General features: G+C 62.3%; 11 protein-coding genes and 1 tRNA gene. 3 read left to right on the top strand and 9 right to left on the bottom strand.

The genetic code is table 11. The annotated features are described in order from the left end of the window. Nucleotides 1-195 precede the first annotated feature (195 nt). On the bottom strand, nt 196-615 hold the full coding sequence (locus AC4FWB_RS11745) for a CBS domain-containing protein (protein WP_491026154.1): 420 nt from the start codon (nt 613-615) through the stop codon (nt 196-198). Between the two features lie 435 nt (nt 616-1050). Then, on the bottom strand, nt 1051-1305 hold the full coding sequence (locus AC4FWB_RS11750) for a hypothetical protein (protein WP_491026155.1): 255 nt from the start codon (nt 1303-1305) through the stop codon (nt 1051-1053). A 67-nt stretch (nt 1306-1372) separates the two neighbouring features. On the opposite strand from AC4FWB_RS11750, the gene AC4FWB_RS11755 reads away from it, so the two are divergent. Then, complete coding sequence (locus tag AC4FWB_RS11755; RefSeq protein ID WP_491026156.1) at nt 1373-1816, top strand: hypothetical protein; 444 nt, start codon at nt 1373-1375, stop codon at nt 1814-1816. 587 nt (nt 1817-2403) lie between these two features. On the opposite strand, the gene AC4FWB_RS11760 is transcribed toward AC4FWB_RS11755, so the two are convergent. From AC4FWB_RS11760 to AC4FWB_RS11785, 6 genes are all read right to left on the bottom strand, one after another. Beyond that, a complete protein-coding gene (locus AC4FWB_RS11760) occupies nt 2404-3603 on the bottom strand; it encodes an NAD-dependent formate dehydrogenase (protein ID WP_491026157.1) in 1200 nt (399 codons plus the stop codon). A 533-nt stretch (nt 3604-4136) separates the two neighbouring features. Continuing rightward, entirely contained in the window at nt 4137-6443 is a 2307-nt protein-coding gene (locus tag AC4FWB_RS11765; RefSeq protein ID WP_491026158.1) for an adenylate/guanylate cyclase domain-containing protein, read from the bottom strand. Between the two features lie 223 nt (nt 6444-6666). After that, entirely contained in the window at nt 6667-6909 is a 243-nt protein-coding gene (locus AC4FWB_RS11770; protein ID WP_491026159.1) for a hypothetical protein, read from the bottom strand. A gap of 20 nt (nt 6910-6929) precedes the next feature. Beyond that, nucleotides 6930-7781: a sulfurtransferase gene (locus AC4FWB_RS11775; protein ID WP_491026160.1), complete on the bottom strand. Its 852-nt coding sequence runs from the start codon at nt 7779-7781 to the stop codon at nt 6930-6932. A gap of 1328 nt (nt 7782-9109) precedes the next feature. Then, nucleotides 9110-9298, bottom strand: coding sequence for a hypothetical protein (locus tag AC4FWB_RS11780; protein WP_491026161.1), 189 nt, complete (start codon nt 9296-9298; stop codon nt 9110-9112). A gap of 135 nt (nt 9299-9433) precedes the next feature. After that, nucleotides 9434-9510 (bottom strand) — tRNA-Met (locus tag AC4FWB_RS11785). Nucleotides 9511-9740: 230 nt separating this feature from the next. On the opposite strand from AC4FWB_RS11785, the gene AC4FWB_RS11790 reads away from it, so the two are divergent. After that, nucleotides 9741-10706, top strand: a complete 966-nt coding sequence (locus tag AC4FWB_RS11790; protein WP_491026162.1) for a Gfo/Idh/MocA family protein — start codon at nt 9741-9743, stop codon at nt 10704-10706. A 22-nt stretch (nt 10707-10728) separates the two neighbouring features. Here the strand turns inward: AC4FWB_RS11790 and mnmA are convergent, their stop codons facing one another. After that, complete coding sequence (gene mnmA / locus AC4FWB_RS11795; RefSeq protein WP_491026163.1) at nt 10729-11919, bottom strand: tRNA 2-thiouridine(34) synthase MnmA; 1191 nt, start codon at nt 11917-11919, stop codon at nt 10729-10731. Nucleotides 11920-12177: 258 nt separating this feature from the next. Here mnmA and sciP point away from each other — a divergent pair, with 258 nt between their 5' ends. Further along, nucleotides 12178-12453 carry a CtrA inhibitor SciP gene (sciP, locus tag AC4FWB_RS11800; protein WP_006203587.1) on the top strand — a complete coding sequence of 92 codons (276 nt, stop codon included), beginning with the start codon at nt 12178-12180 and terminating at the stop codon, nt 12451-12453. Nucleotides 12454-12745: the final 292 nt, after the last annotated feature.

Here is a 12745-nt window from a genome sequence, read left to right on the forward strand (position 1 = left end):
TTCTTATCCGGTCGAAATGCTCTCCGCGTCGCGACCGACATCCGTTCAGCTGATACTCGACACCGGGGCTACCTTGCAGGTGACAATGGCCAGCCGCTTGAGCCGCTGTGTTTCTCGAGTGGCCGGTTGAGGTCTTCGATCGAGAGCATGGGCGAAGCCCGACGGATATCGACTATCCGCCGGGCGAGCCGCCCTTCAGTGGTGGGCGGAAACGCTCTTGACGTATTCGGACACAAGTTCCCTCGGCGCCGACTGACCGATGTCGCCGACGCTGAGGATGCCGACCATCCGCATACTCTTGTTGATAACCGGCAACCTGCGGATCTTCAGTTCCTCCATATGCCGCATGGCCTTGGCCAGATCGTCGTCTTCGCGGCAGCAGTGAATGCCGGTCGTCATGACATCGCGCGCCGTCGCGGTGCGGCTATCGAAACCATCCTCCGCCAGTCCTTTGCAGACAATGTCGCGGTCGGTCACCATTCCGATCAGCCGGTCGTTCTCTCCGATGGGAATCGAACCGATGTCCTCGGCTCGCATCAATTTCGCCAGTTCGGTGACGGTGGTTTCGGGGCTGACCCAGTCGACACCACTGTGCATTGCGTCTTTGACTTTCATGGCGGACCTCCCTTTCTGAGGTTGGTGCATGTCCCTCTGTCTCATGTTACCGCGGACTGGATTTTCTGGAAACATGATGAGGAGGCGCGCCGACACAGAACTGGTGGAGCATCGACGAGTACGTACTGATCGCCTTTCTCTTCGAACGGTCCAGCCGCTAATTTCTTCGGCACCCATCGACTCCATGCCCCGGGGTTAGAAAAGTTCCTCACATTCGACACCTGCCGGCGACCGGCCCGAGCGTGCGGACGCGGCGTTGGTTCAGCGCCATGGCGATGCTTCGAAGGCTTATGACACCGGATCCCGGATGGACGGGATGCCCGGCCGAGTGGCTTTGGCGAAGCGGCAGGTTCATGGGATGGAGACGGCGCCCCACTTGCAGCCGCGTTGTCTACGCACAGTCTGGCGCTCAAGGAGTTAGCGGATGGCCCATAGTTAAGTCATTCTCCGAACGACCCAGAGCGACCGGCCCGCATGAGCGATCCCAGACAACCGTCGAAGGCGAGGATCATCTTTGAGCCGCTCAGCCTCGACCACATCGAGAAGCAGGACCTGCTGATCGGTCTCATTGGCGTTCGGCGTAATCCACCAGCGCCGATCCTCGCAGCAAAGCCCCGCCTCCGGATGTTCCTGGAGGTATTCAATCGCATATTCGGCATCTACCTTTCTCGGTGCCGCATCCACGGACATTTGCTTTCTCCTCCGCGTCGACGATCGCTTAGGGACTATATCTGATGATGGAGCCCGGCGGACGGATTTGTCGGGGCTATCAGCTGCTGCCCGCCCGGACGCGCAGCGCCTCGAAGCGGCCGGCCGGGAGTATGACCGCGTGCTCAACGCCTATGTGAAGGGCATGATCTCCGAAACCGATGCCGAAGCGCGACAGCCCGAGCTGCGCGCGGAAAAGCAGCGCCTCGAGGCCGAGCTCGCCGCCGTGCCGAAGCCGCCTAAAGTCGTGACGCTGAAGCCGGCGCTTGTCGCACGCTACCTGCGCGACCTCGAGACTCTCCAGTCAGCGATCGACGCCAAGGGCTTCGTCTCGGATGAGGCAAAGACGATCGTGCGCAACCTCGTCTCCAAGGTGACAGTCTACCCGCCAACGCCCGGCGAGCAGCCGGCGGTCAGGATCGACGGATATCTGTCCAACCTTGTCGACGACAGCTTCGCGCAGCGCGTCGCTGTTCGGGGGGATCGATGGTAGCGGAGGTCCGCTACCACCGTTCCCCCCGACAGGACGAGCTCGTATTTGCCCTCGAATTCGAGTGTATCCAAGCTTGACCCTGCCTCATTGTAATGGCGCAGAGTGTCTTTGTATCTTTCAATTTCAAGCTTATACGGTTGAAAACATTAGATTTTTTTTCGCTATTTGTTACGCAGTTTGTTACACTCCCTTGCGGCTTGGGTCTGCAGTCCAACCCGATACGGGCAGAAAAGCCGGCGGGAACTGCTTGGGTAACCGCCTCGGCCGATAGTGGCTTATGGCTCAGCCACGGACGGCAGCTTTGCGCCTGCGCCATGTGCTGTGACGATTTCGGGTACCAAAGCGTCGGATTTTCGCCACTAGCCTGGCCAAGCCCTTTGAACACCGCAACGGTGTCGGTGATCTTCGTTCAGGCTCCACCGCCAGTTTCTGCTCCTAATGATTTGACGCGGCCCGCCCGGCCACCATTCGGGCGTTGCGGCGATGCAGGCCATCGGGCGAATGCACCACAGAAGTCCGAGAGACACCAACCACGCACCCCGCAGCTGTGCGGCCGTCAGGAGGGCGTCCGGAATCGCCGGCCGCGTTCAGGTCTTGAAACTTGCGGCCTCTTCAGACCCGCGCGTCGCATCTCCCGCGGTGTAGGCGTGCGCGCCGGCGCCGGCGAGCTTGCCGCCGGCGACGATCAGATATTCCTCGCGGATTGGCTTGCCTTCGAACCAGCATTCCAAAATCTCGCGAGTGCCGGTGGCATAACGCGCCTGGGCGGACAGCGATGATCCAGAGATGTGCGGCGTCATACCGTGATGCGGCATCGACCGCCAGGGATGGTCTTTAGGCGGAGGCTGCGGGAACCAGACGTCGCCGGCATAGCCTGCAAGCTGCCCGGTCTCGAGAGCGCGGGCAACCGCGTCCCGGTTGCAGATCTTGCCGCGTGCGGTGTTCACCAGATAAGCGCCGAGCTTCATCCTGGCGATCATCTTGTCGTCGAAGAGGTTTTCCGTCTCCGGATGCAGCGGCGCGTTGATGGTAACGACATCGCAGATAGGCACCATTTCCGCCGCCGTCTTGTGGAATGTGACACCGACTTCCTTTTCGACCGCCTCGGGAAGCCGGTGGCGATCAGTATAGTGCAGCTTGACGTCGAACGGCTTCAGTCGGCGCAGCACTGCGCTGCCGATCCGCCCGGCACCAACTGTACCGATCTCCATCCCCTCGACATCATAGGAACGTGCGACGCAGTCGGCGATGTTCCAGCCGCCTTTCACGACCCACTGGTAGGAAGGGATGTAGTTCCGCACGAGGCTGAGGATCGTCATGACCACATGTTCGGACACGCTGATCGAGTTGCAATAGGTTACCTCCGCAACCGTGACGTTGCGGTCCATCGCGGCCTGTAGGTCAACGTGGTCCGACCCGATGCCGGCCGTGATTGCGAGCTTCAGCCTGTTTGCCTTGGCGATGCGTTCCGCGGTCAAATAGGCGGGCCAGAAGGGCTGCGAAATAACGATCTCGGCATCCAAGAGCTCACGTTCGAACACGCTGTCGGGACCATCCTTGTCCGAGGTCACCACCAAGCTGTGGCCGTTGCTTTCGAGGAATTTCCGTAGGCCCAGTTCGCCGGACACGCTGCCGAGCAGGGCGCCCGGCTGGAAATCGATCGCCTTCGGCGCGGGAAGCGTCTGGCCGCCCGGATAGCGCTTGAGCTTCGGGAGGCCGCCCCGCGCATAGGTGGTCGGATATCCGTCGACCGGATCGTCATAGAGGACACAAACAACCTTTGCCATTTCCATCTCCCTTCATCTGAAAACGAAGAAGAAGACGCTCGGCTCCAGCAGGGCGATTTGCGCTGTTGAATTGTCTGTGGTCAGCAGGCTCATGGCCTGGCGCTTCCACGTTCGTGAAATTGGCACGCTCTAAAAGTGGAGGAGCCAGACTCGGTTTCAAGTAGAGTGGCCGGGCTTGCGGCCCTCGCAGTGAGCCAGCGAACTGTACTGCCAGATCTCGAGCTGCCTCAGAGGATTCGAGCGATAGCCGACCGTCTTCGCTGACGCCAAGGACTCAACAGACGCTGTCGCGCCATCTTAAGACGTGCTGTGAAAGCAAGCGCAAGGTCGCGCTGCGACCCATTCCGAACTTGCCGCGCAGAAGCCGACGGGAAACTCCGACACGAAGCGGAAACACTACCCGAGTGAGCTCCTCCCGGTGCGCCCTTTCGAGCCTCACCGCAAGGCCACTGTATGAGAGGCTGGCCCAGTGTGAGGCAAGTTCGACCGCACTTGGGGTATTTGCGGTTCCGATGATCGAGGTTGCAGTCAAGTTAGGGGCGGACCCGCGTTCCGGCCAACGTCTCGCGCGCCTCACTCAGGGCCCGCGCTTCCGCCTCCGCCCGGGTGGCGCCCTCACCACGCGCGAGGCGTGTCCCGGGGCTCACGTTGTCTACCTCGCAGCGATATCGGCTTCCCAGCTTGTACGAACTGACCCCAATCTCCCAGCTACCGAGGCGCTGCTTCCGTCGCAGATAGCCCTCAGCGCGCAGCCAGGTCCTCTCTGCATAATGGGCAGCCTTCTCGACCAAGCCCGCTTGCGACCAATGGTGGGCGAGAATCTCGGGATGCATCTCCACCGTCTCCGGGAACCGATCTTCCAGCACGTTTGCAATCCTCGCGTGCAGCTCCTGACGTCGGCTCCGCAGCAAGGTCGCGTACGCCGCGTCTTGGATCAAGGCATGCCTGAACGTGTAAGTCGCGCTCGGCGGCGCGCCGCGACAGAACACCAATTCGGAATGGACGAGGCGCTCCACAGCCTCTTGCAACGTGCCTTCCGTTAGGGGGACCACGGCTGCCAACAACTCGTATGAAAACTCGCGGCCAATCGCTGCGCCGATTTGCGCGACCTCTCGGATCGGCGCCAGCCGATCGAGCCGCGCCATCAACGAGGCATGCAGCGTCGTTGGAATCGCCAGCGGTGGCACTGGACCAGTTAAGACATACCGGCCACCCGCGTTCCTCAGGAGACCGCTTTCCAACACGGTCTTGGTTAGTTCCTCGACGAACAACGGCACGCCATCTGCGTGGGCGGTGATTTGATCAAGGACCACTGACGGCATTTCCTTGTTACCGGTAAGGTGGTTCACCAATTCGGCCCCGTGCCAGCGGTCCAGACGGTTGAGCGCCAATGTCGTAACGTGCGCATCGCCGGTCCATGGCGACTGGAATTCTGGGCGGAAGGTGATCACCAACAACACCTGCAAGGACGGAACCCGCTCCACCGTCAGCTCGAGCAGTTCCAACGAAATCGGATCGATCCAATGCACATCCTCGAAGACCATCAGCACCGGTCGAACCGCCGCTAGCCCGGCGAGCTGTTCGAGGAGCGCCTCCAGCGTTCTCTCTTTGCGCCTCTGCGGATTTAGGTTCATCGGCGGGTAGCGATCTCCGCCGATCGATAGCAGATCCGCCAGCAGGAAGGTGATCTGCCTTATGTCCTTTGTTGATGGGGCGAGGATCGCCCTGAGCTTGTCGAGCCGACGTTCGGCGTTATCGTTTCGCTCAAAACCGGCCGCGTGTTCCAGTTGGCTGATTATGGGGTGAAGCGGTGTGTCCCCGTGATGAGGGGAGCAGAAATAGCTCAGCCTAATATGCGGCTCGCCGCTCAGCCGTTCTTTCATTTCCTGGGTCACGCGCGACTTCCCGATGCCCGGCTCACCGGAAAGCAGGACGACCCGGCCTTCGCCGTCCTTGGCCTGCTGCCAACGGCGCATCAGCAGATCGAGTTCTTCGTCGCGGCCGATCAGCGGCATGCTGGCGCTGGCGGCGCGAAGCGCTTCGAAGCGGCTCTCGATAGCGCTCGGGCCGACTGCCTGCCACGCCCTTACCGGGGCGGCAAACCCTTTGAGCGTGGCGGCACCGAGGTCGCGATACTCGAACAGCCCACCCGTCAGGCGCCAGGTATCGGCGGCGATCACGACCGTGTTCGGGGCCGCCAAACCTTGTATCCTCGCCGCCAGGTTCGGTGTTTCGCCGACCACCGCTGTTTCCTGCGCGGCGCCAGTTCCGATGAGATCGCCGACCACCACCAGGCCCGTCGCAATGCCGACGCGCATTTGCAGTTTGGACTCGCCGGGGAGCGGAAGCGCGATTGCGCTGATGGTTTCAATAAGGGCGAGGCCAGCGCGGACCGCGCGCTCGGCGTCGTCCTCGTGGGCATGCGGGTAACCAAAATAGACAAGCACACCGTCGCCCATATATTTGGCGACGAAGCCCTCGAACCTGGCGACAACGCTGGCGCAGCCATTATGGTAGGCGCGCATCACATCTCGCATGTCTTCCGGGTCCAGCCGCGCCGAGAGCGCCGTCGAACTGACGAGATCGCAGAACATCACCGTGAGTTGCCTGCGCTCGGCGGATGCTCCGGCCGACACGATGTGCGGAGTCGGAACCACCGGCGCGGCGGCGGTTAAGTCGCGGCTACCCGCCGTCAGCCTCTTGCCGCACGTCGAACAAAACTTTGCACCTGGCCGAGCGGGCGAGCCACAGCTTGGGCACCGGCCCGGAAGAGCCGCGCCGCACACGTCGCAAAACTTACTCTCCTCCGAAATGTCGGCCCGGCAGCTCGGACATTCCATGCGCCGCTCCCTGATCGGGCGAGCATTATTTTGGTGGCAGTTTAGCACGATAATCCCTGCTCGTGCATCAGCGACCCTCCGAAGACGCCACTGACTCACCCTGACCCAACGACTCCAAGGGGATTTGATCCCATGAGCCCCCAAGACTGACTACGGCGCGACCGGATAATTGAAGCCGCGCCCGAATCGAGCGCGGCCGATAGCGGGATTCCTGCGCAAAATGTTAGCGCGCCGGGTACACCCGCGTTTTCGCCAACATCTCTCTCGCTTTGTTGAGCGCGTCGGCTTCCGCCTCATCGCGGGTGGCGCCTTCGCCTCGCGCCAGTCGTGCTCCCGGGCTAACGGTTTCGACCTCGCAGCGGTACCGGCCGCCGAGTTTGTACGAGGCGATGCCGATGTCCCAGCCACCGAGGCGCTCTCGCCGGCGGCGATAGCCCTCGGCGCGCAGGAAAGTTTTGCTTTGCATGGCGCCTCCCACTTCAAGGATCACGCCGCGGCGCGCTCGATTGGCGCGCGGACGAGGTTGCCCCATTCGGTCCACGAGCCGTCATAGTTTTTCACGTCAGCGTAGCCCAGGAGGTACTTGAGCACGAACCAAGTGTGGCTCGAGCGCTCGCCAATACGGCAGTAGGCGATCGCCGGACGATCCGGGGTGACTCCCTCGCTCTCGTAGAGAGCACGAAGTTCGTCCGCCGACTTGAAGGTGCCGTCCTCATTGCAGGACTTCCCCCATGGGATGTTTCGTGCACCCGGGACGTGTCCGCCCCTCTGGCAGGTCTCCGGCAGGCCCGGCGGCGCCAGGATCCTCCCCGTGAACTCGTCGGGGCTGCGCACGTCCACCAGCGCGGCGTCCTTTTGCGTCGAGGCTGCTTGAGCATCGCCGAGGAGGGCGCGGATCGAGAGATCGGGCTCGCCGCCCATGGTGTAACTGCTACTAGCGATCTGCGGCACGTCGGTTGTCAGCTCGCGTCCTTCCTCGAGCCATTTTCGGCGTCCGCCGTTCATCAGGCGAACGTCCGCGTGGCCATATATCTTCATCTGCCACAGTGCCCAGGCGGCGAACCAGTTGTTGTTGTCGCCATAAAGGATCACGGTCGTGTCATTCGCAATGCCGGCCTCCTCCATCAGCCGACGGAAGTCCTCGGGCGGGACGATGTCGCGCTGCAGCGTGTCGCAGAGCTGTGTGGTCCAATTCCAGGCGATCGCACCCGGAATGTGCCCCTGTTCGTAACCATCCGTATCGACGTCGACTTCGACAAGACGCACGTTCGGATCGCCCCGGTGTGCAGCTACCCAGGCGGTATCAACCAGCAATTCGGGATGAGCGTACGGGCTCATAACAGTTCTCCCTCTTGGTTTTCACGGACGCCTGCGTCCGCGCGGCAGGTTGCCGGCTTGGTCAGTCACAGCTCGAATGGACCGCTTACTCGCTCCCGCCCTTGCATCAGCGCGTCCACGAGCGCTTCCATCGGGGATGACTCCTCAGCCTCATCGGCTGCCGCGGCCGCGGCTGCGTCGAGGAGTAGCAGCCACCTAATCTTTGAATGAGAAGGCTGCAGCATCTGGCGCAGAGCGAAATTACTCTGCGAGAAGCTGGTAACAGAGGCACTCGCACTCCAGCATGGGGCGGCTGCGATGCATCTCCGGACGAGCAACGCATTGAATCGCGCTTTGCGGCGTTTGTCTAGGGGTTGGTGGCGGGCGGCTCTTGTAAAGGCTCGCGGACGCCTGCCGGCGGGGCGGTGCTGGATCCTCAGGCCGCAGACGTTCGAGACCCGTAACCAGAGGGTGCCTCCTCACCGTCTGGGCCACGATTGGCTCGTCTCCACCGCAGAGCTGTCATTCGTTGCTCAGCAAGCAGCAGTCCGCTTTGGGTCAGGTCACGACGACGCGCTCGCCGACCGGAATGTCCGCTCTTGAAGATCTCCAGTCCCATGCTGCCATTCCGCTCTCGTGAAGAGTTTCGGGCGCCGGCAGGTGTACGAAAGTCCCCGAGGAAGGAACCCGTGGGCCACAGGCGACGGCTATGCGGATTTCGATTTGCGGCTGATGTCGGCGATGGCTGGGACCTCGCCAAGGAGGGCGGAGATGGATGCCGACAGGCCGCTTCGATGCGCCTCCAGGCGATGTTGTCGGCCCGGCACGCGGCTGGCCGCGGCTGGCCCGGCGCCGGAAGCCTCGAAGATGCTGCTTTGTCCGATGCGGCGTTGTTGCTTCTGTCGTCGTCAAGGAAGGCGATCAAGTTCAGCCGGGCCAAGCATCTCGGACGTCATGAATTCGATATAGAGCGCCGCGCCGATCCCGGTCGCCAAGCCGAAGGCAAGGGGCGCGGCTGCCGAACATTCCGAGGCCGGTCTGCAGCCACTCGGCGCGCCTTTGGCAATAGAGCCAGGCGCTCGCTGGCGCCCTGACGATGGATCTGGGAAATACCAGCGCACGATGCTCCGGTCGACGTCGCGACGAAACGGCATCTGCATCCCGACGCGTTGCCGGCCCGCGGTGAACTTGGCTCCGACGTTGGAGAGCTCGCCGAAACCGGCCGCATGCTACTGGTCAACCGGCCTCGCCGCGACGGCAATCCGCGAAGTCGACAGTCGCCTATAGAAACGCGATGGTCTTGAGTGCTGGCGCGAGACATGTCGGCCACGGCCCCGCGCCGGTATTCGCTAATTTGGCTTGTGAGCTTTTCTTCTTCGTTTCAGAACGGGTAGTTTGTTTTCAGGGCCGGATTCTCTGATCCTTTTCTCGATCTGATGATCACGACGGGCGAAGTCCCTGGCCAAAGCCCTCACGAGCTCTTCAAGCAGCTTCCGCATCTCCAGCATTTCCTTGGTGGGTCTTCCACGCTTTGCCATCTATGTTGTCTCCGGCGCCGGTATTGGCGCGGATGCACCCGATGGCTTGTTACACGGAGGTATGGTAACGGGTGGAGCCTGAAATTCAGCGCAAAACGCAAAATTATATAGAAATATCAATAAGTTAATCACAAATGGTAGCGGAGGAGGGACTTGAACCCCCGACCCCAGGATTATGATTCCCGTGCTCTAACCAACTGAGCTACTCCGCCAGGAGTGACGAAGAGGCTCGATGAACCGCCCGGCATCGCGGGCAATTTCGAGGCGTTCGCCAAGGTCGCGCGGATATAAGGTTGGCAGGGCAAAGCTGTCAAGCGGACACACCAGCATAATCTCATGCCCGAAAAAGCTTTGCCGGACGGGCACTCAGCGCATGCGGCGGGGTTGAGTTCGACGGGGCACGTCGCTATGTCTCGGCCATGAAATTCTAGAGTTTGAACGAATGAAGCCGCGCATTGCAGTCCTCGGTTGCGGATACTGGGGCAGCAACCACATCCGCACCCTCAAGGCGCTTGGCGCGCTCCATGCCGTTTCCGACGTCAACCGCGCCCGCGCCGAAGGCTTCGCCAGTGAGCAGGACTGCCTGGCGATCGAGCCGGACAAGCTGTTCGAACGCGCCGATGTCGACGCCGTCGTCATGGCGCTGCCGCCGCAATTCCATGCCGACACGGCTGTTCGCGCCGCCGAGGGCGGCAAGGACGTGCTGGTGGAGAAGCCGATCGCGCTGACGGTCGCCGACGCCGAGCGCGCGGTGCAGGCGGCAAGGAAAAACGGCCGCGTCTTCATGGTCGGCCATGTGCTGCGCTTCCATCCCGCCTTCGAGACGCTGAAGGCGCTGATCGACAATGGCGAGCTCGGCGAGGTGCGCTACATCCACTCGCACCGGCTCGGCCTCGGCAAGTTCCATACCGAGAACGACGCGCTCTGGGACCTCGCGCCGCACGACCTGTCGATGATCCTTGCCATCACCGGCACCGAGCCGATCGAGGTCAGGGGCGAGGGTGCAGCCCTGCTCGACAATCTCAGCGATTTCGCGCATCTGCACATGCGTTTTCCGAACGGCGTGCGCAGCCATCTCTTCGCCTCGCGGCTCAACCCCTATCGCGAGCGGCGGCTGACCGTGGTCGGCACCAAGGCGATGGCGGTGTTCGACGACGTCGAGCCCTGGGAGCGCAAGCTTGCCGTCTATCGGCACGCAGTCTGGCAGGACAGCGGCCAGTGGGCCTTCACCGCCAACGAACCGTCCTATGTGGCGGTCGGCGAAGGCATGCCGCTGACGCGCGAGCTCGCGCATTTCATGCAGTGCATCGAAACGCGCGCCGAACCGCGCACCGACGGCGAGGAAGCGATCCGGGTGCTGCGCATCCTCACCGCGGGCACGATAACGCATAGCGGCTCATCCGCCTGAGTCTCAGGCAAAGAAGAAACGCTTACTCGGCGGGGATGTGCGCGGGCCGCGCCGCAAGCCTCGACAGCATGGCCTCGGCCTCGGCGCCGCGCTCGGAGCGCTCGATGAAGCCGCCGCCGTAGACACGCGCCTCGTTGCCGTCGTCGGAATAGAGCACGCAGGCCTGTCCAGGCGCGATGCCGGACTCGCCGTCGACCAGCTCGACCGACGTCACGCCGTCGCGGTGGTGCAGCACGGCCGGGCGCGGCGGCCGGGTCGAACGGACTTTTGCGAAAAGCTCGATCCCGCCCTCAGGGATGTCAGAGAGCGGGCCGTCGCCAAGCCAGTTCATGGCGCGCAGGTAGATCTTGTGCGTCTCCAGCGCCTCGCGCGGGCCGACCACCACGCGCGCCCGGTCGGCATCGAGATGGACGACATAGAGCGGCTCGCCGGAAGCGATGCCGATGCCGCGGCGCTGGCCGATCGTGTAGCGCAGGATGCCTTCATGGCGGCCGAGCACGCGTCCATCGATATGGACGATATCACCAGGATTTGCGGCACTTGGCTTTAGCTTGGCGATGATGTCGGAATATTTGCCCTGCGGCACGAAGCAGATGTCCTGGCTGTCCTGCTTGGCGGCGACCGTCAGTCCCATCTCCTCGGCGATCGCCCGCACCTGCGGCTTGGAGAGACCGCCCAGCGGGAAACGGAGATAGTCGATCTGCGCCTGGGTGGTGGCGAACAGGAAATAGCTCTGGTCGCGGTCGGCATCGACCGGCCGGTAGAGCGCGCGATGCGCGCCATTGGCGCGCGAGCGGATGTAATGGCCGGTGGCCAAAGCGTCGGCGCCGAGATCCTGGGCGGTCGCCAAAAGGTCGGCGAACTTGACGGTCTGGTTGCAGGACACGCACGGAATCGGCGTCTCGCCGGCGACATAGCTCTCGGCGAAGGGGTCGATGACCGCCTTGCGGAAACGCTCTTCATAGTCGAGCACGTAATGCGGGATGCCGAGCGTCTCGGAAACGCGGCGGGCGTCGTCGATGTCCTGGCCGGCGCAGCAGGAACCTGCCCGGTGCGTGGCCGCGCCGTGGTCGTAAAGCTGCAGGGTGACGCCGACGACATCGTAGCCTTCGCGCTTCAGAATACCGGCAACGACCGACGAATCGACGCCGCCCGACATGGCGACGACGACGCGGGTCTGTTCTGGGCGTCCGGGAAGATCGAGGCTGTTCATGGTTCTTTCAATCTGCGTGGCGCTGGCTGCCAATGGCCGGAATATAGGTCAAGCGCTGCGGCTGCGCCAGCTTGCCTCCTCAAGCGATTTTTCCCCGCGAAATCAGGGCCTGGATCGCGATTGTCTCAAATGCCGAACAAAACCCTAACGTGACGTTCACGATCCTTACCTAGTCATTAGGGTTCGCTTAGGCAATTTTTAAAGCTGTGGCGGTACTGTGGCGGGGATTGGGTCTTTGAGTTTTTAGTAGAGAGTACGATGACCGATCTGGTTAGACCTAGAGTCAAATATGTTATCGGGCCTGACGGCAGCCCTCTTACGATAGCCGATCTGCCGCCGACGAATACACGGCGCTGGGTTATCCGGCGCAAGGCGGAAGTGGTCGCTGCGGTGCGCGGCGGCCTGCTCAGCCTCGAGGAAGCCTGCCAGCGCTACAAGCTCACCACCGAGGAATTCCTCTCCTGGCAGGCATCGATCGACGAATATGGCCTCGCCGGGCTGCGCACGACGCGGATCCAGCAATACCGGCACTAGAGCATGATGCCGAAAAGTGTGGAGCGGTTTTCGGACGACATCATGCTCTATCTCTTTGATTTAGAGCCGGATTCAGATTTCAGGTCGACTCGACCTGAAATCATCCGGCTCTAGGCTCACGCGGCCGGGAAACAGACAAGGGCGCGGACCTCCGCGCCCTTCGCATTGTGCGCCCGGCATGGGCATCGACTAGGAGGTGAAAGTCCTCTCGTGAGCTGGTCACAGCGAGCGAAGCGAACCGCAGAGCGTCGGACCGCGAGGCCGGCGTGAAGGAAGCGGGGAGCGAAGCTGC

This window comes from Mesorhizobium sp. LEGMi-168a, assembly GCF_058312955.1.